The following is a 22,947-nucleotide window of genomic DNA, read 5'->3' on the forward strand; positions in this document are numbered from 1 at the left end:
TAATGCACTATTTCCTTCAATTTTGGGTATAGGTATCTTAGTCACTATTGCCTCTATCAATCCTGCTTCTATAGAAAGGACGTTGTCTATGCCCTACATTTACACGGAAGATGCCACAGCTTTATATTACGAGATTTCCGGTCATGGAACCCCTATTGTTTTTATCCATCCTCCCGTTATGGGACATATAGTTTTTAAGCATCAAAAAAGGCTTGCAGGGGATTTTCAAACTATTCTTTACGATCTTCGCGGCCACGGTCTGAGTTCAAAAGGAAACACGCCCCTATCCATAGAACTTTTAGCAAAAGATGTAAAATGCCTATTGGACCAGCTGAACATCCCAAAAGCCGTGATCTGCGGATTTTCAAACGGCGGCACCATTGCACAAGAATTTGCATTATTGTATCCCGAGAGAACAGAGGCACTCATTTTAAGCGGTGGCTACTCACGGGTTGATAGCCTCAACTTGAAAAGCATGCTCAGATTCGGCATGGGCATCAGTAAGCTCAATAAAGTTTCAATATTAGCAAAGATGCAAGCAAAGTCGCATAAATACTTTAAAGAAGATGAAGCTGATTTTTATCAATATGGCAAACTGGCTGACCCTCAGAGTGTTTATGAATTTTGCAATGCCGGCTTCAGCTACAACTCTACTTACTCACTTTACCGTTTGAAAATGCCCGTGCTATTGATATATGGTTCACAAGAAAAATCGATGCATCATTACCGGATTCCTTTCCAGCAACATGCTTCCAATGTGAAAGTGGTCTATATTAAAGGGGCAAGCCACGAAGTGCCGCCAAGACATTTCCCGGAATTTAATGGCATAGTCCATCAATTTCTGCAGCCACAACAAACAGGAGCTAACTCTATCCGCTAAAATCCATATAAATAAAAAAGCATCTTTTCACATCAAAAAACCATTCCGGCTACCTGGAATGGCTTTTTGATGTTATTTTCTTTCGCTCTTTTCAGCACCTATGCTGTAGGAAGTGTTGACCAGTTTAAACAACTGCTCAATTTTATTTAAAATATCCAATGCCAGCAAACCGTTCCCTTCTGCGGTTTTAGGATAGCCAAGTGCCATCGTGCGCCGAACCAACTGTGCATACAATTCGGCTTCTGTCAGTTCACGGGCAAACTCTTTTTCTGAAATGTTTTTAATCAATGCCAAAGCGCCGGAGACGTGCGGCGTTGCCATTGATGTGCCGGACAGACTGGCATACTTCCCTCCTGGAAATGTCGAATAAATATCGACGCCAGGAGCCACTAAGTCAATTTCATCATTGGTATTGCTGAACGCCGCGATTCTGCGGTTAAAATCTACCGCCCCTACTTGAATCACTTCGCCATAAGCTCCCGGATAAGCGAATTCATCGGTATCGTGAAGGTCGTCTCCTTCATTTCCTGCTGCGCAGACAACCGGAATACCAGCGTCCACTGCCCTTTTAATCGCCGCATGAAGCTCAGCCACATCTTCCGGACCTCCCAGCGACATGGAAATCACGCTCACTATCTCTTCTTCTGGGCCTTTCCAATCGACTGCAAAATGGATGGCGTCGATGATTCCCTGGTATTCCCCACTGCCCTCTCCTGTCAACACTTTCAAAATAAGCAGATGGGCCTCAGGAGCGACTCCCGCTATTCCACCATTTTCGCTGTAAGAGGCGGCAACAGTTCCTGCAACATGCGTACCATGCCCATTATTGTCGTCAAAGTTTGCCGGATCTCCATCAAAATCAACCGTAAAATTTTTCCCGCCAATGATTCGGTCCTGCAGGTCCGGATGATCCGGTTGGCAGCCTGTATCCAGGATAGCAACGATGTTCCCTTTTCCTCGCTCTGCTTCTTCCCATACATCGGGTGCCTGAATCATCCGGACGCCTTCCGGAATCTGCGGTGCCTGTTCTGTTATTTCTTCTACGCGATAAGGAATTAAATGCAGCTTCGCCATTTGTTTCACTCCTCATAATTTCCAATTATTTTCTTACTTCCTTCCTTAATTCGGCACCCATGCCCCGAAACCTTTATTGTTCCATTGAAAAAACCGATGCCTCAACCCCGGCACCGGTTTCCCTCTAATTATAGTTGTCTAAACCCGCCTGTATTGGCACGGACATTGACTTCAGAATACTTTTTAAGGTCTTGTTCTTTCGATAGCATCGTTCCAACCCACCCTCCGATAAATCCAAGCGGTACAGAAAGTAAGGCTGGATTGGTCAATGGGAAGAGGGGATCTCCTACGAAAATTGCCGCACCGGCTTCCGGACTCATAACGCTCGGGCTGAGAGATACCAGCACCAAAGCCGAAATCAATCCTGTCATAATAGCTGATACTGCTCCTGTTGTATTAAAACGTTTCCAGAAAATCGTGTAGACGATAACCGGCAAATTGGCACTGGCCGCAATACAGAATGCCAGCGACACTAGGAATGCCACGTTCAGGCTTTGGGCAAAAATCGCCAGAAGGATCGAGAATGCCGATACACCAAGAGAAGCATAGCGAGCTGCCAACATTTGCTGGCGTTCAGATGCCTCGCCTTTTTTGATGATTTGTCCGTAAATATCATGGGCAAATGCGGAAGCCCCTGTCAGAACCAGCCCCGCTACTACGGCAAGAATCGTTGCAAATGCGACTGCAGAAATGAACGACATCAACACATCGCCGCCTAATGCCTGAGCCAAAAGCGGTGCCGCCATGTTGCCAGCGGGATTTGTCGAGGTGATCAAATCAGATCCTACGAAAGCTGCTGCTCCAAACCCAAGGAAAATAGTCATGACATAGAAAATTCCAACAATCCATGTCGCCCACATAACCGAGCTCCGGGCTGTTTTTGCATCTTTGACTGTAAAGAAACGCATCAGAATATGCGGCAGACCTGCAGTACCCAAAACTAAAGCAAGCATCAGCGAGATCGTATCCAACGGAATCGTATATCTAACTCCCGGGCTTAAAAACGCTTCTCCATGAGGTGTAGCTGTCTTCATCTGTGTAAACATCTCCAGGATATTAAAGTTGAAGTTCTTTAATACAAGGAAAGACAAAATAACGGTACCAACCATCAACAACACAGCTTTGATAATCTGCACCCAACTTGTCGCGGTCATCCCGCCAAACAAAACATAGACAGTCATCATGATACCGACAAGCAGGACAGCCCATATGTAATCGATGCCGAACAGCAGTTGAATTAATGCTCCTGCCCCGACCAATTGTGCAATCATATAGAAGATAACGATGGTAATGGAGCTTAGTGCCGCTGCACCACGAACTTTCTTTGCATTAAAGCGTGCATTAATCATATCGGCAAGTGTGTATTTGCCCAAGTTGCGGAGGGGTTCAGCTACGATGAAAAGAACCACTAAATACGCTACCAGGTAGCCGATGGAGAATAGGAATCCATCAAAACCGAACAAAGCGATCGCTCCGGCAATACCCAGGAAAGAAGCTGCAGACAAATAATCTCCTGCAATAGCCAAACCATTTTGCCAGCCTGTCAAACCGCCTCCAGCCGTATAGAAATCGCTGGCGGAATTTGTGCGTTTCGCCGCAAAATAGGTTATGACAAGGGTAATTCCCACAATAAAAACAAATATGGCTATAACCGTAGCGTTCATCGATTTTCCTCCTCATCGTAATCAAATTCCTTTAGCGTGTCCTTAGCCATTTCATCGAACTTTTCCGCACGCTTCATGTATACGGTTACAAGAATCCACGTCATAGCGAATAAGGAGAAAGCAAAAACCCATACCCATGTGATGTCTCCTATAAAACTAGCATTCAACCAATCTGTATAGGAAATCACGATGTTGAATAAAAGATAAAGTCCTAAGAATAAAATCGTTGTCGGAATAAGAAAACTTTTTTTCTTGCGCATCAGCTCCCTGAAGCCTTCGGAGTTTTCAATTTTTTGGAAATCCGGAGTTCCATCCGCCAGCCTTTCATGGGTTACCTTTTCTCCAATCCTTTCATCATTGGCTTTATCCCCTGTAATCACTTTTGTCATGTCTTTCACCCCTTTTATTTTACTTTTCTGAATCTATAAACAATTAAAGCACTACCCATTTTCAGAGTCAATAATTATTTGTAAAAAATGTAAATATGTCATTTTCTCTTTGTGCTGCTCTTTTCAAGATAAGTTGTTTCAAATAGAGCAATGAGATCCTCAGCTATCTGCTGGAACTGAACAAAGGATATTATCGATTTTTACCGAATACATACAGAAGAGCTTAAAAACGAGGAGCCGATAAAATGGGAAAATGGATGATCTACGGTGCAAATGGCTACACGGGTGAATTGATTGCCAGAGAAGCTGTCAGCAGAGGCATGTCTCCCGTACTTGGAGGGCGCAATGCCCATAAAATCCGGCCATTAGCAGAAGAATTGTCACTGGAGTTTCAAGCTTTTCCGCTGGATGAACACGCCGCAGCACAGTTGGAAGATATCGATTTGGTGCTTCACTGTGCAGGCCCTTTTCATGTAACCAGCGAACCTATGATTCATGCCTGTCTGTCTGCAAAAACACATTATTTGGATATTACAGGAGAAATTTCTGTGTTCGAATACACGCATTCGCTGCATTCTCGGGCTGCAGAAAAAAATGTCATCCTGTGCTCAGGGGTTGGCTTTGATGTGGTACCGACAGATTGCACCGCATTAAAACTGAAAGAAGAAATGCCTGATGCCACGGAACTGGCGCTTGGTTTTGATTCGGATTCAGGCATATCACCTGGCACGTTCAAAACGATGATCCAAGGTCTGGGTTTAGGCAGCATGCACCGGAAAGATGGTGTTCTGAAAACTGTAACGCTCGGGACCCAGCGCCGGACCATCGATTTTGGGCGCGGTTCACGTTCCGCGATGGGAATCCCCTGGGGCGATGTTTCGACCGCGTTTTATACGACCGGCATTCCAAATATTTCTGCCTGGATACCGATGTCAAAATCAAAAATTTACAGTACACGTTTGCTTGGGGCAGCGGGTCCTTTGCTCGCGACAGATTGGTTTAAAGAAAAACTGCAAGGGCAAGTGGAAAAACGGATACAAGGTCCGGACAGCAGCGTTCGTGCAAATTCTCCTGCCTATATTTGGGGGCAAGCCAAAAACCAGCAAGGCATTATCAAAGTCGCACGCATTCGCACCGCCAATGTCTATGATTTAACGGTCTACGGTTCTCTGGAAATTGTCAGACGTCTTTTAATTGAAAGGATCGAAGGCGGATACTATACACCTGCGGGCCTTTTCGGTTCCAGTTTGGTAGAAAACCTGCCGGGCTCAGGCACTTTTGAAATCGATACTTTTTATCCGAGGCAATAGAGCTAGGCTGAGCGAAGCGCTGCAAACCATTGTTCTCCAACCAAAAAAGAAGACTAATCCCGGTTTCTGGGATTTGTCTTCTGCTTTAGCTATATAAGTTGAACGAAAGAAACCAACTTTTGCCCATCGCGCCGGTGCTGCGAGATGGTGTGAATTGAAAGCAGGCCGTTGTTTTCCGCTGTATTCAAAAAGATAGGGAGCAAATCAGCAGGTAGAAATCATTAGTTCAACTTATATAAGATCCTTTTTCATTAATTGCATCCGCCGGTTGAACAAAGTCGGATAAGACAGGAAGCCAAGCATGACACTGGTCACAGCGGCCGTTGTCAACAACAGGAACATAATGAGCAGCTGGAACTGAACCGCCTGGATCGGATCCGCCCCTGCAATGATCTGCCCGCTCATCATTCCCGGCAGCTGGACGAGCCCGACGGTTTTCTGGCTTTCAATGGTCGGAATCATACTGGCTTTGATCGAATTGATCAATTGCGTATGAATTGCCTGTTTCGGCGTTCCTCCAAGCGATAGGATCAACTCGGTTTCGTCCTGATGCGACTCAATTTCCGATGTAAATCGGTTCAGGAAAAGAATCGACAACACCATTGAATTTCCAATGACCATTCCACTGATTGGAATGATGTATTGGGCTGTTGCTGGTGTAATATTAAATCCTAACAGGATGCCTTGCGTTAATACTTCCACAGATATCAGGGTGACAGCCACCTTGGACGTGATGCCTTGGATTGCCGCTCCTTTTTTCTGTGCATTGTGCGTTGCCGCCACAATCATCAAAGCGACCATCAGGAAAATATAAACCAGGCTTTCCGAATCAAAAACAAACTTCAGTACATAGCCGACTGCCAATAATTGAACAATTGAACGCAAAGTAGCAACAATTGTATCCCTCTCCAGGCCAAGGTTCAGAGTTTTAGATAAAAGAAGAGGGATCACAACAAAAATCAGGGTGATGGACAACGTTAAATAGCTCATTGCGCTTCCCCCATAACAAACTGTCTGACTTTATCATTTGCCGGATCATTGAGCAGGCTGCTTTCACCTGTTTCAACCACTTCGCCATTCATCATTACCCATGTGAAATCACCAATCTCACGCGCCTGTTGGAGGTTGTGCGTAATCCAAATGATGGTAGTGCCGTATTTTTTATTGATTTTAACAATCAGTTCTTCAATTTCCTTCAAAGAAGTTCGGTCCAAGGAAGATGTAATCTCATCCAGCAGCAAAACAGCCGGTTTGTTGACAAGTGTTCGGGCAATCGAAACTTTTTGGCGCTGGCCGCCGGATAAGTCTTTGACTTTCCGGTCCAGCAGTTCTTCTTCAAGTCCAACATCGTGCAGCAATTCTTTTGCCTGAGCTTTGGACAGGGACTTTCCCTGCAGCTCCAGCGGCAGGCTTAAGTTTTTGTAGACAGTGCCGCCAACCATTGGAGCGCTTTGAAGTGCGATTCCGACTAACTGGCGAAGGTCAACCGGCTCGTAGTCCTCAATAGGCTTGTCTTTAATGTAAACTTCCCCTGATTGAGGTGATAACAATCCGTTGCATAATTTCAGTAAAGTTGTCTTGCCGGCTCCAGAGGGACCTACCAATGTTGTAATTTTCCCTTCTGGAAAAGAACCTGTAATGCCTGTTAATATGGGGGTTTCCCCATACGAAAAAGCCACATGATTAAAATGGACAGCCGGCCTATAATTTATAGACATAAAGCTCACTTCCTTTCGGCCAGAAAAACAGCACACTTTTTATAGTGTGCTGCCGGCATTGCTATTAATCTTCCAGTTTGCGATGTGCAAACTCATCATCCATTTTCAGGAAGTATTCGCCGCCTTCTTCAATGGCTCTTACTCTTGCGATGATGTCGCGGAATGATTTTTCTTCTTCCATCTGTTCTTCGATAAACCAATCAAGGAATGATAGCGTTGCATGCTCCTGCATCTCGTCAGCTAAGGTGACTAACGCATAAATATTGCTGGTAACGCTTTTCTCCTGCGATAATGAACTTTCCAGAACGTCCAGCGCACTGACGAAATGATTTTTCGGCTCAGTCAAAGCCTGCAGAACTGGCTTCTCATCCATTGTCACCAAATAATTGTAGAATTTCATCGCGTGAAAATGCTCTTCTCTTGATTGGATCAAATAGAAGTTCGCAAATCCATGATAGCCTTTTTTCGAAAAGTAGGCTGCCATAGCCGTATAAGCATGAGCTGCCTGTAATTCATTATTGAATTGGTCGTTTAATGCATTCGTTAATTTTTCTGATAACATCTTTATTCCTCCTCTTTCTTATTTAGAATTATTATAATGTAGTCAATATACCATAGCTCCAAATCAGAAGCAAGTTAAATGAGAATACGTAATTTTAAATGAGAATAAATATCAACAGAATTGCAAATAGACTTTATCTAAATGATAATAATTATTGTTTACAAACTATCCAAGCTAATAACTTACTTTTAGTAACAAGATGTAGTACGATATCATATAGACAGGGTACATATAGGGGGAAACCGAAATGACAGACATGAAACTAGATCCAAAGGTCTTTGCCATATTAAAAGAAAAAATTCAAATGATCGAGACTGCAGAAGGTGCTATTTACCTTGTCGGCCCGATTCGGCTGCCTGTTAGTTTATATGAAGAAACCTTCATATTCAACTGGTATTGCTGGTTAAGCCTCGACGAGGTCACTGAAGATTACGAGAGCATTATTGAAAAACTCAGTTCTGCAAACCTGGCAGAATACCAGCAATCGAGTGTCCTCGTTTATGGAGATTTCGAAAATGATGCAGATGCATTGATTCGCATGCATTCCATCTGCCACACTGGCGATATTTTTGGCAGCAAGCGCTGCGACTGCGGCTACCAATTAAAACAATCCATGAAACGGATTACAGACCATGGCACTGGTGCACTGTTTTATTTGGCCAACCATGAGGGGCGCGGCATCGGCCTCTTCAGCAAAGCAATGGCTTATGTTCTCCAAGAAAACGGCTATGACACTGTCGAAGCTAACGAACGTTTAGGATATGTGGATGATTCCAGAAATTATGGAGACGCTATCGCTGTTCTGCAGGCATTGCGCACCAAGCCGGTGATATTGATGACCAATAATCCAAAGAAAGTGGATGCCATTGAAAAAGCCGGTCTCCAAATTGCTTCGAGAACATCTCTATGGGGAGACGAATCCGAATACAACGCAAACTATCTCCAGACCAAGATCGACCGCTCAGGACACCTTAAGGATGGGGAGGATATTGTCCATGTCAAGCCATGAATTTTATATGGACCTTGCACTCAGCAATGCGAAAACCGTAAAGGGACAGACAGATCCAAACCCGCTCGTCGGTTCTGTTATCGTTAATAATAACCGGGTTGTCGGCATCGGCACCCACTTGAAAGCGGGAGAACCTCATGCAGAAATCCATGCTCTCCGTATGGCGGGTGACATGAGCCATGGCGCGACCATCTATGTAACGCTCGAACCGTGCTCCCATTTTGGACGGACCGGTCCTTGTGCACAGGCCATTATCGATGCAGGCATTAAACAAGTTGTTGTGGCTACGCTTGATCCAAATCCGATTGTTTCCGGAAATGGTGTTCGGATGCTGGAGGAAGCTGGCATTGAAGTGATTGTCGGAGTCCGTGAGCAGGAGTCGCGGGCAATGAACGAAGTTTTCAATAAATTCATTGTCGAAAAGACTCCCTTCGTGACCTTAAAAGCTGCTTCGACGCTTGACGGAAAAATTGCCACTCATTCCCTCGACAGCAAGTGGATTACTTCTGAAGAAGCACGATTGGATGTTCATCTTCTGCGTAGCCAGCACATGGCCATACTTGTAGGTGTCGGCACTGTTATCGCAGACGATCCGGAGTTGACGGCCCGCATTCCAAATGGCCGCAATCCGCTCCGCATTGTACTCGATTCCACGCTGCGCATTCCGCTGGAATCGAAACTTGTTACAGATAGATTAGTGGATACATGGATCTTTACGAGCCGCAATCACGACGCCGACAAGCGCAAGGACTTAGAGGAGCTGGGCCTTTCCATTTACGAAACCAGCAGTGAAAATCAGGTAGACGTGCTGGACGTTGTACGCCTGCTCGGTGAAAAAGGCGTTTCTTCACTCTTTATTGAAGGCGGCGGCACGATTAATGCAGCTTTTTTGGAAAATGGATTAATTGATAAAGTGGTATTTTACTTTGCGCCTAAAATCATCGGCGGCAAAATTGCACCGACTTTTATTGAAGGAACAGGCGTTGAATGGATGAAAGACGCCATCGATATACGAGATGGCGAATTCACCCCTATTGGCAAGGATTTTAAATTTACGGGATATCCCGAAAAGCGAGGCAGCAAATGAGATTTGGATTTGACGTAGACGATACACTGATCAATTTGCGTGAATACGCATTTCACTATTACCAGGAGCAATTGGGCAAACGTGTAGACATTGATATTTTCCATGCCTTAAACCGCGTCGAAATACACGAGGCATTTGAACTCAGCGATGAAGAAGGCAAGAACATGTGGAACCGCTCTTTGGACTTTTTGTATTTCACCGATTGCCCCATCTACCCCGGGGCACTGGAATTGCTAAAACAGCTCGAGTCTGGCGGCCATGAGATTTTCTATATAACCTCACGTCCTCCTGAGCATACGGAAAATACATTCAACTGGCTCATCGAACAAGGATTCCCCGTAGAGCGGGAGAACTTTTTCTGTGGCATGAAAGATGCGGAGAAAGTTGGGATCATCAAAAATCTCGAGTTGGATTATTATTTCGATGACAAGCCAGCTGTTTTGGATACCTTAACAAATGAGCCGGTGAGAGTAGTCGTCAAAGACCAATCTTATAACCGCCATCTTGATTTGCCGCGTGTGAAAAATTGGGACCAATTAGGCGATATGATGAATAGCGGCAGGAAGTGAAGCAGCTTTATTAGCCTTTGTAGCTTGGATTTGTGTTTGGAACACTTCAGATTTGAATTTCTCTCCGAAGTTGAATGCTATTGCAGTTTCAAAGCACTTCAAAAACCCCCTGATTCCAATTTTTGGAATCAGGGGGTTTTATGCATTTCCAACAATCGCTTCATGGAATGTGATTTTTCTATACGCCTGAGTAGGCCAAAAATCCACCGTCTACCGGGACTGTGATTCCTGTAACAAAGCCAGAATAATTCTCGTCGATGAGCCATAGCATTGTGCCGACTAAATCTTCTGGTTTGCCAAAACGTTTCATCGGTGTGCTGGCCATAATTTTCCCGGAACGGGGAGTCAACGAACCGTCTGCATGAGTCAACAGGTCCTTGTTTTGCGCGGTCAGGAAAAATCCAGGTGCAATCGCATTAACACGTAAATTTTCCTCTGCAAAATGAACAGCCATCCACATTGTGAAATTATTGATGGCCGCCTTAGCCGCGCTATACGCCGGCACTTTGGTCATGGGGGAATAGGCACTCATAGAAGAGATATTTAAAATAACCGGCGCGTCCTGTTTTAATAATTCTTTGCCAAATACTTGGCTGGCTAAGAACGAACCAGTGAAGTTGCTGGCGAAGACACGCGAGAATCCGTCTTCCTCCAATTCAAAAAAGGATTTTCCAGCTGCTCCCTCTTCATGTATTTCAATATCGGTAATAGCGTCAGGATGATTGCCTCCTGCACCATTAATAAGAATATCAATTCGGCCGAATGCTTCGACAATCTGCTCTTTAGCCTTTTCCAAAGATGCCCGGTCTAAGACATCAGCGGCTACAGCAATGGCCGTCCCCCCTGCTGCAATAATTTCATCCGCCACGCCCTGTCCTTTTTGGGCTGTCCGGTTCAAGATTGCAACATTTACTTTTTGAGCCGCCAGGTGGCGCGCCATTTCCGAACAAAGAACGCCGCTTCCGCCGGTAATGACGGCTGTCCGTCCTGCGATAGTTTCATGAGTTGAAAACATGGTATCCCCCTTTATTTTGTTTGATGTGCATCCCATAATCCTAAAAGATACATGATTCCAAGCGCTCGGTCGTACAAGCCATAGCCTGGTCTGCACTGTTCATTCCAGATATGGCGGCCATGATCCGGACGGGCATACCCTGTATAGTTCTGGTTCGACAATTCACGGACTACGCCATTCAAATCGATAGAACCGTCTTGTGTATAATGGGACGTTTCGATAAAATCACCATTGTCGAAAATCTTCACATTGCGCAAATGGGCAAAAGGTGAGTGTTTGGCATATTTTGATGCCAGGTCCACCATGTTATTCTGCGGATTGGCACCCATAGATCCTGTGCAGAACGTAATGCCGTTGGATGGGGAATCCGATATGGAAATGAGCCGTTCCCAGCTTTTTTCGCCTGTCATGATGCGCGGCAAGCCAAAGATAGACCACGGTGGATCGTCCGGATGGATGGCCATTTGAATGCCGCTCGCTTCTGCTGTTGGTAAAATTGCTTCCAGGAAATAGGTGAGGTTCTGCCATAACTGTTCTTCATCCATGCCTTCATATGCTTCAAAAAGTTCTTGAATCCGCGCCATTTTTTCCGGTTCCCATCCAGGGAGCGTTAAATCTGAAGCTGAAGAAACTGTTTCTATCAGTTCTGCCGGCTCTAAAGATTCAATTTTTTCCTTTTCAAAGAATAGGGCAGTTGAACCATCTGGCAGTGGATGATAAAGAGACGTACGCGTCCAGTCGAATATCGGCATGAAATTATAGCAAATCACTTTGACCCCTGCTTCGCCCAGGTTGCGGATTGTCTCTTTATAGTTTTCAATATATTGATCGCGCTCTTCGTTGCCAAGCTTGATGGATTCATGGACATTTACGCTTTCCACCACATCAGCATGAAACCCGAAAGATTTAATATAATCGATTTCAGAACCAATTTCTTCCTTTGTCCAAACTTCTCCAGCCGGCTTCTGATGAAGGGCCCAAACAATCCCTTTGGTTCCCGGAATCTGTTTAATTTGTTCTAGCTGCACGCTATCATTGCCGCGGCCATACCAGCGAAATGTAATATTCATGAGAATCCCCCCTTTTTAAGCTAACTCTTTAAGATACTCTTTAACCAATTGGGTAACGCCCTGTTCTCCGGCTGAACGGTAAGCTTTTGTCAAATCGCTGCCGATGCCGACTGCTACAGCTCCGGCTTCCAGCCACGCGTTCATGTTTTTGATATTGATGCCGCCAGTAGGCATAATACGCACTTTCGGCAGAGGACCGTTAACCGAACCAACAAAGGAAGGTTCAAATCCATTGGCAGGGAATAGCTTCAAGATATCACAGCCCCATTCTGTCGCCTCGACCATTTCCTTGATCGTCATGCAGCCCGGCAAATAAGGCACATTATAGCGATTGCACACTTTTGCAATATCCGGATTAAAGTTTGGGCTGACTACAAATTCAGCACCGTGCAGCAAGGCGTGGCGGGCAGTCTCTGCATCCAGGACTGTTCCCGCGCCAATCAACGCCTGGGAACCTGCCAGTTTCTCAAATACTTTTGAAACACCCGGTGTTGTATAGGTCAATTCAATCGCCTTTAAACCGCCATTCACAGCAGCTTCTGCGACAGCTATTGCTTCATCTGCATCTTTTCCGCGTATTACGGCTACGATTTTGGCATCTAGAATCTGTTGATATATTTCCATTTTAGGAATCATCTGCATCTCTCCTCATTCAAAGACAATCAAAGCTTTTCTTACTTTGTCCGGATTATTTTCAACAAAAGCAAATGCTTCTTTCACCTGATCCAACGAAAATTTATGGGTAATCAACCCACCTGATTTCAATTCTCCGCTGTTTAAAAGACCCACCACTTTTCCAAACTGATTGGTTTGCAGTCTTGAGCCCACGATGGTGATTTCTTTTTTCGTAATCGGCAATTGCGGAATCGCAGATGGCCGTTCATCAAATCCAAGAATGACCACGCTGCCTGCCGGCGACACCACATCGATGCTCAACTCTACAGTAGATGGAAGGCAGACCGCATCAATCACGACATTAGCACCTTCGTTCGACGTAAGCTCGAATATGCGCTCTTTTACAGACTCATTGCCTGCATTGATTACTTCGTCAGCGCCGCTGGCTTTTGCAAAAGCCAGCCGTTCTTCATTTAAATCCGTCATATAAACAGTTGCTCCAGCGACTTTGGCCAATTTCAAAATACAGATGCCAATAGGGCCACAGCCTTGAATCAAAACTGTATCGCCTTTTTCAACATTTCCCCGCCAGACAGCCTGCGCTCCTATTGTATAGGGCTCTGCCAGGACGACTTCATCCCAATCCAGTTCTTTATCCACAGCGTGAAGCTGCTTTTCCGGCAATACAATAAACTCTCGCATGCCCCCATCTTCATGAACACCGAAAACTGATAGTTTTTCACAGACATTTGGACGGCCTTTTCTGCAGGCATAGCACTTACCGCAGTAATTTATGGGTTCTACGACTACGTGGTCACCGGTTTTCAGGTGTTCAACAGAGCTCCCAACCTTTACCACTTCGCCAGCAACCTCGTGTCCAACAACACGAGGGTACGTAGCCAGCGGATTTGTGCCATGGTAAATATGCATATCTGAGCCACAAATTCCTACACGCTTCACTTTGACCAACACGTCATCACCATGTTTAATATTCGGAGCTTCCTGTTCGATAATTTGCAGTTCGTGTGCTTTTGGAACTTGTACTGCTTTCATCATATAACCACCCTATTCAAATAGACTTGGCAAGAATAATGTAACTTGGGGAACAAATGCGACAAGCATAAGTACCACTAAACTGACTCCTATAAATGGCACTAATTCTCTTGCTGTTTTTCCAATGGATACTTTCCCTATCTGGGAGGCAACAAAGAGACAAACTCCTACAGGCGGAGTTACTAATCCAATTACTAAATTCAAAACCATCATGACGCCGAATTGAATTGGATCCATTCCGACTGTCAATGCAACTGGCAACAGAACAGGGAACAGGATGACCAGTGCCGCAATAGTTTCCATAAACGTCCCTACAAAAAGCAAGAGCAAGTTGATTAACAAAATAACGATGATGGTATTAGTCGAAATCCCAAGAATTGATTCTGCGACAAGTTGTGGAATTTGTTCACGCACCATAATCCAGCCAAACAGGTTGGCGAAACCGACTAGCAGCATGATAGAAGCCGTAGCAGTCATTGAAGACAACATGATTTCCGGTATTTTTTTCACCGGCAATTCTTTATAGACGAAAATACCGATAACAAAAGCATAAAGAACAGCAATAATAGAAGCTTCTGTCGGTGTGAAGAAACCACCTAAAATTCCGTATAGAATGATAAACGTCATCAGCAAGGCCCAGAAAGCGCCCGTGAAGCTCTTCCAGATTGCCTTTAGAGGCTGGCGGTCACCTTTTGGATAATTCCGTTTGACCGAAATAATATACGTTGGAATCATTAATCCAAGTCCCAGAAGAATGCCTGGAAGTGCACCGGCTAAAAACAGATCCCCAATCGATAGCGAGGCCAGCGTTCCAACAATAATCATTGGCAGCGAAGGTGGAATAATCGGCCCCACCGTAGAAGAAGACGCGGTTACAGCAGCTGAAAATCCTGCGCCGTAGCCTTCTTTTTTCATGGCAGGTATTAAAATAGAGCCAATGCTTGCTGTATCAGCAAGCGCAGTTCCCGAAATTCCGGCAAAACCCATTGAAGCCCCAACGTTGGCAAGGCCCAGTCCACCGCGGATATGGCCGAAAAGATCGTTGGCAAATTGAATGATTCGTCCCGTAATCCCACCTGCGTTCATTAAATTACCCGCCAGGATAAATCCTGGAATACACAAAAGAACAAAGGAGTTTAATCCTCCGAACATCCGTTGAGGAATAATATTTAGTGGAATGCCAGCTAACATAAGGTAGATAAAGGAAGCTAGCCCTAAACTGAAAGCAACCGGTACTCCCAGGAATATCAATGCGATAAAGGATACAAAGAGAAGAGTAGCCATCAGTAATCGTCACCTCCAAAATTCTGACTGTAGTCCTGTTTGTTTTTGATAAGGTCGATAATTTTTAAAACTGCATAAAATACCAGAAATACAGCCATGATCAACAAAGAGGCATGGATAACTGACATTTGGAAAGGCATCGTTGCCGATCTTTGGTTATCGCCTAACAGAGTGAAATTATATCCTTCAATGACCATAACCAGGCTCAACACGATAATGGCCAGATAAATGATCACTTCATAATACCTTCGAAAGTTATCGGACATCCGATTAAGTATCATATCCACATTGATAAATTCATTGCGCATCAAAGCTAATGGAGCCCCAAAGCTGATGCCGTATAAGAAAAGATAGCGCGTCAATTCTTCGGTCCAAATAAAAGAAAATGGAGCAAAACGTGAAATGATCTGAACGGTGACAATAATGATAACACCGGCAAAGCTGAGGACTGTCAAAAAAGCGAGTGTGCTGTCAATCAATTTTCGGAACTTCGACATCCGAATTCATTCCCTTCCTAATGGAAAGGCACATTTGACCATGACAGCCAAATATGCCCTACTCACATATTATTCAACTGCAAGGATCTGTTCGTACAATTCCAATTGTTCCGGTGATAAAGAAGCTTCAACAGCCGGTGTCATCGCGTCGCGGAAAGCATCTTGGTCAACATCTACGAATTCCATGCCCTCGTCCATCAAGTCTTGCTCAATTGTAGAAATTTCACTCTCATAAAGCTCATCTCCAAGAATCTGTGCTTCTGCAGCAGCGTCTTGAACTACTTGTTTCAAGTCATCTGAAAGTGCATTGTACTGCTCATTTCCAACTAGGATGTAAATCCATGAATAAACGTGCTCTGTACGGTTGACGTAGTCCTGAACTTCAGCCAACCCACCGCTTTGGATCAAATCGACTGGGTTTTCCTGGCCATCGATTACGCCTTGCTGCAAGCCAGTGAATACTTCATTGAAATCCATTACTTGCGGAGAAGCGCCGGCAGCCTGCCAAACATCCAGGAATAATGGAACGTTAGGTACACGCATACCGAATCCACTCAAGTCATCCGGAGACGTGATCGGCTCGTTAGATGTCAAGTTCCGCGGAGCGCGCGTATGGTAGTAAAGAGCCGTCAAGCCCGCTTCGTCGCTGACTTCTTGTTTGATCTGTTCACCGATTTCTCCTTCAACTACCGACTTTACATGATCCAGATCACGGAAAGCATATGGCACTGCCATTAAGGCAGCATTAGGAGCCCAGTTTTGTAAAGTTTCCCCTGAAATAACCATGTCAGCTGTTCCTGCCTGAATCGAGTTGATCGTATCTGTTTCGCCGCCAAGTGAGTTATTGGGATAGATGGTGATTTCCATTTGGCCATCTGAATTTGTTTCAACCAGTTCTTTGAACTCCAAAGCTGTTTGGTGCCAGATGTGATTTTCATCGGCTAAATGCCCAAAGCGCCACTCAATTGTTTCGCCTGACTCTGAACCGCCTTCTTCCGATCCTTCTTCATTAGAACCACAAGCTCCCAATACCAATACGGATGCAAAAATACCTGTTAACCATTTCTTTTTCATGTTCAATTCTCCCCTTTGTTTTTTATTGTTTTTTCAAATACTCATAAGTAGTTGCGGCAATCTGAACTCCATCTTTTCGACTGCGCTCTTCATTTTTCTGTTCGATTTCTCCAGGGACCAGAACACGATCGAATCCTTCAGCTGCTGGTACTTCCCGAATTTCCTTGATCATATTATCCATCTGCTCCAGAAATCCTTCGGTATCTGTGAAGAAGGAAGGATTGATGGCGCAGAAATAATGGCCTAACTTTCTTTTCTTGTCTAAATCCCCATACATTGAATTGATGTGAGGACCGAATGCCATACCTGCAAGCAGACCGGAGAAAATATCCACAATCATCGATAATCCAGAACCTTTCGGACCGCCAAATGGCATTAAGGAAACGACTTTTGCAGGATCTGTTACGGCTGCACCCGCTTCATCGACACCCCATCCTTCTGGTATATTCTTCCCTTCCTCTTTATGCTGCAATATCTTCCCCAGCGCAACGTTCGAAGTGGCCATATCCAGAATAAACGGCTTTTCAGATTTGGCAGGAACTCCATATGCGATCGGATTTGTACCTAGGAAGGATTTTTTCCCTCCAAACGGAACAACAATTTTATCGGTATGCGTCATGGCAATGCCGATCAATTTCTGTTCTGCTGCTTCTTGAACAAAGTAGCTGAGCGCCCCGCAATGACTGCTGTTCATAACGGTCACCATGCCTACGCCATTACTCTTCGCCATCTCGATTGCGTGTTTCATTGCGGTATCGGCTATGACATGCCCGAAGCCATCATCTCCATCAACTACTCCCGTTACCGGACCGGTTTGGTTGAATGAGATATCAGGTGCTGGGTTGATGCCTCCTGCTGTGAGCCGCTTCATGTAATGCTCTGTACGAAGTGCCCCGTGTGAATTCACACCGCGCAAATCTGCATGAACAAGAATTTCCGCAATTTTAGCGGCGTGCTCTTCACTGACTGATACACTCGCCAGCTTTTTTTCGATTAATTTTTGGATTTCTGTAAACGGTACAGTTACGGTTGCCATTGCACTCCCCCTATTTCAAGTTAGCATGTGGATCTTTTAAGCATCCATGTAAATTTGGACTTCTGCTTTTACTGCTTCAGCGCCAGCATCTGAAGCGCTTGCAACTGACTGGCCTACTATCGTTCAACTGCTTTTTTATCACCGATAAAGTTTTCCACTTCTTCTAAATAAGGCAGCCCCTCATTATCTCCCGTGACTGTAGTGACGAGTGCACCGACTCCGTTTGCAAAGCGCAATAAAGATTCTTCGTCAAAGTGATTTAGGATTCCATAAATATAACCTGCATCAAAACCATCACCTGCACCGACAGTGTCGACCGGCGTTACTGAAAATCCAGAGCTTTCAATCCAACGGCCTTTTCTGTAGAGCTTCGATCCTTTTTCTCCATCTTTGATCACAAAATCCTTTATTTCGAAACGGGCCGTATATTCCACCAGTTCCTCCAAAGTTTCTTTTCCTGATATCATCTGAATTTCGTCTAATCCCGTCAACAGAATATCAACTTCCGGAAAAACCTTTTCATATGCTTCTCGTGCGTCCTCGATGCTCCATAATTTCAACCGAATATTAGGGTCGAAAGAAATAGTGATTCCTTTTTGTTTTGCTATGGTCAGGATTTTTTGAACAATTGCCATATTCGGTTCTCCAAGAGCTAGGTAAACACCTGTTAAGTGGACAACCTGGATGCCATCAAACAAATCTTCCGTAATGTCTTCTTCTGAAAGCGATGAAATAGGAGAAGGATTTCGATAATAGTATGTTTTCCCAGAACCATTTGCATGAATTTCTTTAAAATTCAACGATGTGGGGACACCTTCGACAAAGTCGACTGACGATACATCAATGCCTTCGCCGCGGGCAAAGTTATAAATTACTTGGCCGAATTCATCCTTGCCTAGCCTGCTGATCCATTTGCTGCCTAGGCCTAACCGTGCACAGCCTATAGCAAAATTCATTTCAGCACCGCCGATTTTTCGCTCAAACTGTGTTACATACTTTAACGGGCCAGTCGTGGATGGGTTCATGGTAATCATGGCATCTCCAATTGTTAATACGCCAAACTCTTTAAGCAAACTCTCACCTCCCTTAATTTATATGGATTCCCGCTCAACCAAAATCGGGCGATATCGACGCTCCTCATACTCTTCTTCAAAGTTTTTACTGGAAATCAGTTGAAGTAAAGTATCTGCTGCATTTTGCCCAATTTCGAAAGTGGGCTGTTTGATGACCGAAATCGGTGTTGTAGCCATTTCAAGAAACGGTGAGTCATCAATCGCAATCACGCCGATATTCTCTGGAATCACTAGTTTGTTTTTTTTGATAAACCTCAGCAACTCGATTAAAGCCAAATCATTTGTGGCAAAAAACGCTTCAGGCCGATTGCCGGAATCCCATAAACGTTGAAGCCTGCTGCCGATCTCCTCACGCTGCTCAGCAACAATCCAATCTTCCTCAATCGCCAGCCCATGTGATGCCAGCGCTTTTTTATATCCCATGATGCGTTCAATGCGGGGCGTCACCTTTTGAACGATGGAAGTGGAGACTAAGCCGATCTTTGTCCGCCCTTTTTTCGCTAATTGATCTACCGCAATCTGTGAAGCGCTTTCATTGTCGAGCAAAAGAGTGGGGAAAATCGGTTCGTTGATTACCCGGTCTACAAAAACGATTGGAAACTCTGCAGTTTTCAGTTGTTTATAATAATCGTTGTTGCCATTCGTTGGAAAAATAATCAATCCATCAACTTGCTTCGCAACCAGCATATCGATATAAGAACGCTCTTTTTCAGGTTGATCATCTGCATTGCAGACAAACAAGTGGAAACCATTTCTTTCACATTCGTCCTCGATGGCGCGAATAATTTCAGTAGAAAACGTGTGCAAAATATTTGCTACAATAACACCAATTGTTCCGGTTTTTTTCTGTTTCAGGCTTTTGGCTACGTGATTTGGAATATAGCCTAATTCCTTGATGGCTGCTTCAACTCTATGCTTTGTTGACACACCCATAAACTCAAAACGACTGTTTATATACTGGGAAACGGTGCTTTTGGAAACTCCCGCTTTTAATGCTACGTCTTGCATTGTTATTTTTTTCATTTTCTCCCCTTCTCACTAAACCGGTTTAGTAAGTCATTTTAGGAAAGTATAATTCAATTTTTTTTAAAAATCAAGTGGTTTTATCAGAAAATTTCGTTTAACCAAAAAATATTACTAAAGTCTCGTTTGGACTAAATAGAGCAAATAATAACTGTTTTATAGACTAAAATAAAAAAAGGGCAGGAGATTTTCCCTGCCCTTCCACTATTCAACTTTATCTTCCTCGCTCAATTGGCATTGCCCAAAAGCGTCATCCAAAGTATCGTATCTGCCTAATCGATGAACTTTTCCATTTCTGATATCCATAAAAGTATAAATCGTAACATGGCCATTCTGATTTTCCCATGTAGCTTTTTGAACACACACTACTTCGTTGCCTTTGGCGTAATAGTCCTGTGTTTCCATCTTGATGCCTGATTCTTTGATCCACTGCTGGAGAATATCATGACCTTCAGCTATACCTCTCGGACCAATCAATTCAATATGCGGATCTGAAACTTTCAGCACGCCTTTGATGTCCCGCTCGTTTACTCCAGTGGTCCACTGTTCTGCAACTCTGATATTGTTCTCCATTTCCTTTTCTCCCTTCTTCGAGAAATAGTTCTGCTCTTCCCGCGGTTCAATAAGGTTGAAAAAAGAAGACAGGAAAAACCCGCCTTCTTTAATAATTCTCGTTTTTCAACTTTTTAAACGTTGCCACGAAATTATCTGGATCTGTATGGATTTTATAGGTCAACACGCCGCGATGAGTATGGAGGTACAGCAAACTGGCGTCAGAAGAAAATGATTTATAGGAAATATCCCATACATTCGCTACATGAAATTTAGCCGCCGAAGTTACTAATTCATCCTTGTACAATTGAATATTGCATTCCGTTTCGACGATTTTCATTTCGCCAGCCTCAATGGAACGCTCCGTGTCGATGTAAGTGATAGACGACAATAAATTTAGTTGGTCCAAATCGGCATTCCTCCTACAAATCCTTTTCTATATGGGTTGAACTAAAGAAACCAAACTTTTATCCATCGCTTTGGGCAGAGCTCCTGCTAAGAGATGGAGTGGAATCAAAGCACACCTAAGTTTTTCGCTGTATCCATCAAAGATATGGAGCTTATTTGCGGAATATCAGCAAGTCAAAATCATTACTTCAACATATATAGAAGTCTATCGCAGAGAGAGGGTTTTTAGCAAAATATACGACCATCTGGCACTTGCCTATTTAACCCTTTAGGGAATAGACCTGCTGCTCAGGGAGATGTTAAACTATTCTTACAATACCTCATCACGGTAGGAGGACTGTTATGGAAACCTGGTTTGCGGCGACATCCACCCATTCTTTTAACCCTTTTTCGTGGAACCACCTGTTTATATTAGCGATCGCTGCTATCGGAATTATTCTTCTTATTTCCGTGAAAGAACGATTAAAGGAGGAAAAAAAGCTGTTCCGCTCATTGCGCTGGCCACTTCTTGCAATTCTGATCATTTCAGAATTCTCCTATCATTATTGGGCGATTACAAATGAGGTTTGGCATTTTAGCGGACGTATGCCGCTGCACCTGTGCGGAATAGCTTCTCTTACAGCTATGATCGGCCTGTTGACTATGCGGCCCTTATGGATTCAACTCTCTTTTTTTATCGGCATAGTACCTGCTTTTTTGGCTTTGATCACGCCGGATCTTCCATATGACTATCAGCATTTCCGTTTCTGGAAATTCTTTGTTCATCATGTCGCCATTCCCTGGTCTTGCTTATTTTTGGCATTATGCCGCCCGAATGCCATTACCTTACGTTCGGTCTTTTCCACCTACGCGTTGGTGTTAGCTTATGCAGCGCTGATCGGTTTCTGGATCAATCCTTTGACTGAATCCAACTTCCTATATTTAATGCAGCGTCCAAAGACCACTTCTCCGCTCGACTTCTTTGGAGAAGGTTTATGGTATTACATCAACTTGTGTCTGGCTGCTTTTCTGCTGTTTTTTGTCCAATATTTGGTGTTTCGAAAATTCATAAAAACTTCTTGATCCTGTTAATCCATTTCGAAGTATTCATTAACTAGATCCCCATTGACGCCAATTGCTACAGCACTTCCTTCACCAGCTGCAATAACCAGCTGGGAAGGAACGATCAATGAAGCATCGCCTGCCGCATACACGTTCCAGACATTTGTCCGCCCATAATCATCCGTCAAAATGCCTCCATGTGTGTTGATCTTACAGCCGAGTTCCTTGGCGAAGGGAGCAGCATGGCTCCATATAGGTGTAACAAAACCGCCAACACGATCAATTAAAGTCCCATCTTCAAGTCTAACGCTGCGTAATTGTCCATTGTCGCCTTCGAGGCCGCCTATTACATCTTCCACCACCTTGATGCCCTTTCGAAGCAGCTTTTGCTTATCCTTTTCTTCCAATCGTCCTTCTCCATTTGTAAAAACGATTAAGTCACGGCTCCACGTATAGATTTTTTTCGCCAATTCAAATACCTGCTTATCAGCAATGACTGCCAGCGGTTGATCGCGCAACTCCCAGCCGTCGCAATATGGGCAGCTGAATAAACTGGTGCCATAAAATTTTTCAATACCTGGGATGTTCGGCAGTTGTTCTTTTAGCCCAGCCGCGATAATGATTTTTATGCTGTGAAAAACATCTCCGCTCTCTGTAGCCAATTCATAGTGCGCTTCAGAAATGCGTTTCACACTGATGATGCGCTGCTTTTTCATGTCCACACAATCGTATTTGGCAATTTCCTCGCGGCCCAGGCGTTTGAGTTCTTCCGGTTCGATGCCATCCCGCGTTATAAAGCCATGCGATTTTCTTGTCACTAAATTGCGTCCGTTGTCGTCGTCAAAAAGCACAGTCTTTCTTCTTGATCTCCCCAATACCAACGCAGCATTCAGTCCCGCAGGCCCACCTCCTATTATCGCGCAATCATAAATCATATCACTCAT

Annotated in this window: 25 protein-coding genes; 6 read left to right on the top strand and 19 right to left on the bottom strand. The window is 44.3% G+C overall.

The genetic code is table 11. The annotated features are described in order from the left end of the window. The first annotated feature begins 88 nt into the window (after window positions 1-88). On the top strand, window positions 89-880 hold the full coding sequence (locus QOZ98_RS13150) for an alpha/beta fold hydrolase (protein ID WP_308787882.1): 792 nt from the start codon (window positions 89-91) through the stop codon (window positions 878-880). 72 nt (window positions 881-952) lie between these two features. Here the strand turns inward: QOZ98_RS13150 and QOZ98_RS13155 are convergent, their stop codons facing one another. From QOZ98_RS13155 to QOZ98_RS13165, 3 genes are all read right to left on the bottom strand, one after another. Then, window positions 953-1,954, bottom strand: coding sequence for a S8 family peptidase (locus QOZ98_RS13155; RefSeq protein ID WP_308787883.1), 1,002 nt, complete (start codon window positions 1,952-1,954; stop codon window positions 953-955). 128 nt (window positions 1,955-2,082) lie between these two features. Continuing rightward, entirely contained in the window at window positions 2,083-3,618 is a 1,536-nt protein-coding gene (locus QOZ98_RS13160; RefSeq protein WP_308787884.1) for a solute symporter family protein, read from the bottom strand. Then, window positions 3,615-4,007, bottom strand: coding sequence for a DUF485 domain-containing protein (locus QOZ98_RS13165; protein WP_308787885.1), 393 nt, complete (start codon window positions 4,005-4,007; stop codon window positions 3,615-3,617). The genes QOZ98_RS13160 and QOZ98_RS13165 overlap by 4 nt, the downstream gene beginning before the upstream one ends. Window positions 4,008-4,252: 245 nt before the next feature. Here QOZ98_RS13165 and QOZ98_RS13170 point away from each other — a divergent pair, with 245 nt between their 5' ends. Next, window positions 4,253-5,317, top strand: coding sequence for a saccharopine dehydrogenase family protein (locus QOZ98_RS13170; protein ID WP_308787886.1), 1,065 nt, complete (start codon window positions 4,253-4,255; stop codon window positions 5,315-5,317). Window positions 5,318-5,548: 231 nt separating this feature from the next. On the opposite strand, the gene QOZ98_RS13175 is transcribed toward QOZ98_RS13170, so the two are convergent. The 3 genes from QOZ98_RS13175 to QOZ98_RS13185 form a co-directional block, all read right to left on the bottom strand. Next, the gene (locus QOZ98_RS13175; protein ID WP_142827494.1) at window positions 5,549-6,307 is read right to left on the bottom strand and encodes an ABC transporter permease; all 759 of its coding nucleotides are present in this window, start codon (window positions 6,305-6,307) and stop codon (window positions 5,549-5,551) included. Next, window positions 6,304-7,035: an ABC transporter ATP-binding protein gene (locus QOZ98_RS13180; RefSeq protein WP_308787887.1), complete on the bottom strand. Its 732-nt coding sequence runs from the start codon at window positions 7,033-7,035 to the stop codon at window positions 6,304-6,306. The genes QOZ98_RS13175 and QOZ98_RS13180 overlap by 4 nt, the downstream gene beginning before the upstream one ends. A 64-nt stretch (window positions 7,036-7,099) precedes the next feature. Continuing rightward, entirely contained in the window at window positions 7,100-7,597 is a 498-nt protein-coding gene (locus QOZ98_RS13185) for a ferritin (protein WP_308787888.1), read from the bottom strand. A gap of 247 nt (window positions 7,598-7,844) precedes the next feature. On the opposite strand from QOZ98_RS13185, the gene QOZ98_RS13190 reads away from it, so the two are divergent. The 3 genes from QOZ98_RS13190 to QOZ98_RS13200 are packed head-to-tail and all read left to right on the top strand — an operon-like array spanning window position 7,845 to window position 10,262. Further along, the gene (locus QOZ98_RS13190; RefSeq protein ID WP_308787889.1) at window positions 7,845-8,606 is read left to right on the top strand and encodes a GTP cyclohydrolase II; all 762 of its coding nucleotides are present in this window, start codon (window positions 7,845-7,847) and stop codon (window positions 8,604-8,606) included. Beyond that, on the top strand, window positions 8,593-9,693 hold the full coding sequence (gene ribD / locus QOZ98_RS13195; RefSeq protein ID WP_308787890.1) for a bifunctional diaminohydroxyphosphoribosylaminopyrimidine deaminase/5-amino-6-(5-phosphoribosylamino)uracil reductase RibD: 1,101 nt from the start codon (window positions 8,593-8,595) through the stop codon (window positions 9,691-9,693). The genes QOZ98_RS13190 and ribD overlap by 14 nt, the downstream gene beginning before the upstream one ends. After that, entirely contained in the window at window positions 9,690-10,262 is a 573-nt protein-coding gene (locus tag QOZ98_RS13200) for a 5' nucleotidase, NT5C type (RefSeq protein WP_308787891.1), read from the top strand. Before ribD ends, QOZ98_RS13200 begins: the two co-directional genes overlap by 4 nt. Window positions 10,263-10,440: 178 nt before the next feature. Here the strand turns inward: QOZ98_RS13200 and QOZ98_RS13205 are convergent, their stop codons facing one another. The 12 genes from QOZ98_RS13205 to QOZ98_RS13260 all read right to left on the bottom strand — a co-directional run bounded on the left by QOZ98_RS13205 (window position 10,441) and on the right by QOZ98_RS13260 (window position 20,963). Further along, window positions 10,441-11,277, bottom strand: a complete 837-nt coding sequence (locus tag QOZ98_RS13205) for an SDR family oxidoreductase (RefSeq protein WP_308787892.1) — start codon at window positions 11,275-11,277, stop codon at window positions 10,441-10,443. 11 nt (window positions 11,278-11,288) lie between these two features. After that, complete coding sequence (uxuA, locus tag QOZ98_RS13210) at window positions 11,289-12,347, bottom strand: mannonate dehydratase (RefSeq protein WP_308787893.1); 1,059 nt, start codon at window positions 12,345-12,347, stop codon at window positions 11,289-11,291. A 15-nt stretch (window positions 12,348-12,362) separates the two neighbouring features. Further along, the gene (locus QOZ98_RS13215) at window positions 12,363-12,983 is read right to left on the bottom strand and encodes a bifunctional 2-keto-4-hydroxyglutarate aldolase/2-keto-3-deoxy-6-phosphogluconate aldolase (protein ID WP_308787894.1); all 621 of its coding nucleotides are present in this window, start codon (window positions 12,981-12,983) and stop codon (window positions 12,363-12,365) included. 12 nt (window positions 12,984-12,995) lie between these two features. Beyond that, the gene (locus QOZ98_RS13220; RefSeq protein WP_308787895.1) at window positions 12,996-14,015 is read right to left on the bottom strand and encodes a zinc-binding alcohol dehydrogenase family protein; all 1,020 of its coding nucleotides are present in this window, start codon (window positions 14,013-14,015) and stop codon (window positions 12,996-12,998) included. A gap of 12 nt (window positions 14,016-14,027) precedes the next feature. Continuing rightward, the gene (locus tag QOZ98_RS13225; protein WP_308787933.1) at window positions 14,028-15,302 is read right to left on the bottom strand and encodes a TRAP transporter large permease; all 1,275 of its coding nucleotides are present in this window, start codon (window positions 15,300-15,302) and stop codon (window positions 14,028-14,030) included. Further along, window positions 15,299-15,796: a TRAP transporter small permease gene (locus tag QOZ98_RS13230; RefSeq protein ID WP_308787896.1), complete on the bottom strand. Its 498-nt coding sequence runs from the start codon at window positions 15,794-15,796 to the stop codon at window positions 15,299-15,301. Before QOZ98_RS13230 ends, QOZ98_RS13225 begins: the two co-directional genes overlap by 4 nt. Window positions 15,797-15,865: 69 nt before the next feature. Then, on the bottom strand, window positions 15,866-16,870 hold the full coding sequence (locus QOZ98_RS13235) for a TRAP transporter substrate-binding protein (protein WP_308787897.1): 1,005 nt from the start codon (window positions 16,868-16,870) through the stop codon (window positions 15,866-15,868). Between the two features lie 22 nt (window positions 16,871-16,892). Further along, window positions 16,893-17,906 carry an ureidoglycolate dehydrogenase gene (allD, locus tag QOZ98_RS13240; protein WP_308787898.1) on the bottom strand — a complete coding sequence of 338 codons (1,014 nt, stop codon included), beginning with the start codon at window positions 17,904-17,906 and terminating at the stop codon, window positions 16,893-16,895. Between the two features lie 116 nt (window positions 17,907-18,022). After that, complete coding sequence (locus QOZ98_RS13245) at window positions 18,023-18,979, bottom strand: sugar kinase (RefSeq protein WP_308787899.1); 957 nt, start codon at window positions 18,977-18,979, stop codon at window positions 18,023-18,025. Between the two features lie 18 nt (window positions 18,980-18,997). Continuing rightward, on the bottom strand, window positions 18,998-20,002 hold the full coding sequence (locus tag QOZ98_RS13250) for a LacI family DNA-binding transcriptional regulator (RefSeq protein ID WP_308787900.1): 1,005 nt from the start codon (window positions 20,000-20,002) through the stop codon (window positions 18,998-19,000). A 204-nt stretch (window positions 20,003-20,206) separates the two neighbouring features. Continuing rightward, window positions 20,207-20,575 carry a nuclear transport factor 2 family protein gene (locus tag QOZ98_RS13255; protein WP_308787901.1) on the bottom strand — a complete coding sequence of 123 codons (369 nt, stop codon included), beginning with the start codon at window positions 20,573-20,575 and terminating at the stop codon, window positions 20,207-20,209. 88 nt (window positions 20,576-20,663) lie between these two features. Continuing rightward, window positions 20,664-20,963, bottom strand: coding sequence for a hypothetical protein (locus tag QOZ98_RS13260; RefSeq protein WP_308787902.1), 300 nt, complete (start codon window positions 20,961-20,963; stop codon window positions 20,664-20,666). A 341-nt stretch (window positions 20,964-21,304) separates the two neighbouring features. Between QOZ98_RS13260 and QOZ98_RS13265 the strand changes: the two genes are divergently transcribed. Then, window positions 21,305-22,024: a YwaF family protein gene (locus QOZ98_RS13265; protein WP_308787903.1), complete on the top strand. Its 720-nt coding sequence runs from the start codon at window positions 21,305-21,307 to the stop codon at window positions 22,022-22,024. 5 nt (window positions 22,025-22,029) lie between these two features. Here QOZ98_RS13265 and QOZ98_RS13270 read toward each other — a convergent pair whose 3' ends face one another. Continuing rightward, window positions 22,030-22,938, bottom strand: a complete 909-nt coding sequence (locus QOZ98_RS13270; RefSeq protein WP_308787904.1) for an NAD(P)/FAD-dependent oxidoreductase — start codon at window positions 22,936-22,938, stop codon at window positions 22,030-22,032. Window positions 22,939-22,947 lie beyond the last annotated feature (9 nt).

This window comes from Planomicrobium stackebrandtii (assembly GCF_030814955.1).
GTDB lineage: Bacteria > Bacillota > Bacilli > Bacillales_A > Planococcaceae > Planococcus > Planococcus stackebrandtii.

Bases quoted from the DNA above. Each gene is read 5' to 3' on its own strand.
- QOZ98_RS13150 (WP_308787882.1), top strand. From the start codon at position 89: ATGCCCTACATTTACACGGAAGATGCCACAGCTTTATATTACGAGATT.
- QOZ98_RS13155 (WP_308787883.1), bottom strand. From the start codon at position 1,954: ATGGCGAAGCTGCATTTAATTCCTTATCGCGTAGAAGAAATAACAGAA.
- QOZ98_RS13160 (WP_308787884.1), bottom strand. From the start codon at position 3,618: ATGAACGCTACGGTTATAGCCATATTTGTTTTTATTGTGGGAATTACC.
- QOZ98_RS13165 (WP_308787885.1), bottom strand. From the start codon at position 4,007: ATGACAAAAGTGATTACAGGGGATAAAGCCAATGATGAAAGGATTGGA.
- QOZ98_RS13170 (WP_308787886.1), top strand. From the start codon at position 4,253: ATGGGAAAATGGATGATCTACGGTGCAAATGGCTACACGGGTGAATTG.
- QOZ98_RS13175 (WP_142827494.1), bottom strand. From the start codon at position 6,307: ATGAGCTATTTAACGTTGTCCATCACCCTGATTTTTGTTGTGATCCCT.
- QOZ98_RS13180 (WP_308787887.1), bottom strand. From the start codon at position 7,035: ATGTCTATAAATTATAGGCCGGCTGTCCATTTTAATCATGTGGCTTTT.
- QOZ98_RS13185 (WP_308787888.1), bottom strand. From the start codon at position 7,597: ATGTTATCAGAAAAATTAACGAATGCATTAAACGACCAATTCAATAAT.
- QOZ98_RS13190 (WP_308787889.1), top strand. From the start codon at position 7,845: ATGACAGACATGAAACTAGATCCAAAGGTCTTTGCCATATTAAAAGAA.
- ribD (WP_308787890.1), top strand. From the start codon at position 8,593: ATGTCAAGCCATGAATTTTATATGGACCTTGCACTCAGCAATGCGAAA.
- QOZ98_RS13200 (WP_308787891.1), top strand. From the start codon at position 9,690: ATGAGATTTGGATTTGACGTAGACGATACACTGATCAATTTGCGTGAA.
- QOZ98_RS13205 (WP_308787892.1), bottom strand. From the start codon at position 11,277: ATGTTTTCAACTCATGAAACTATCGCAGGACGGACAGCCGTCATTACC.
- uxuA (WP_308787893.1), bottom strand. From the start codon at position 12,347: ATGAATATTACATTTCGCTGGTATGGCCGCGGCAATGATAGCGTGCAG.
- QOZ98_RS13215 (WP_308787894.1), bottom strand. From the start codon at position 12,983: ATGATTCCTAAAATGGAAATATATCAACAGATTCTAGATGCCAAAATC.
- QOZ98_RS13220 (WP_308787895.1), bottom strand. From the start codon at position 14,015: ATGAAAGCAGTACAAGTTCCAAAAGCACACGAACTGCAAATTATCGAA.
- QOZ98_RS13230 (WP_308787896.1), bottom strand. From the start codon at position 15,796: ATGTCGAAGTTCCGAAAATTGATTGACAGCACACTCGCTTTTTTGACA.
- QOZ98_RS13235 (WP_308787897.1), bottom strand. From the start codon at position 16,870: ATGAAAAAGAAATGGTTAACAGGTATTTTTGCATCCGTATTGGTATTG.
- allD (WP_308787898.1), bottom strand. From the start codon at position 17,906: ATGGCAACCGTAACTGTACCGTTTACAGAAATCCAAAAATTAATCGAA.
- QOZ98_RS13250 (WP_308787900.1), bottom strand. From the start codon at position 20,002: ATGAAAAAAATAACAATGCAAGACGTAGCATTAAAAGCGGGAGTTTCC.
- QOZ98_RS13255 (WP_308787901.1), bottom strand. From the start codon at position 20,575: ATGGAGAACAATATCAGAGTTGCAGAACAGTGGACCACTGGAGTAAAC.
- QOZ98_RS13265 (WP_308787903.1), top strand. From the start codon at position 21,305: ATGGAAACCTGGTTTGCGGCGACATCCACCCATTCTTTTAACCCTTTT.
- QOZ98_RS13270 (WP_308787904.1), bottom strand. From the start codon at position 22,938: ATGATTTATGATTGCGCGATAATAGGAGGTGGGCCTGCGGGACTGAAT.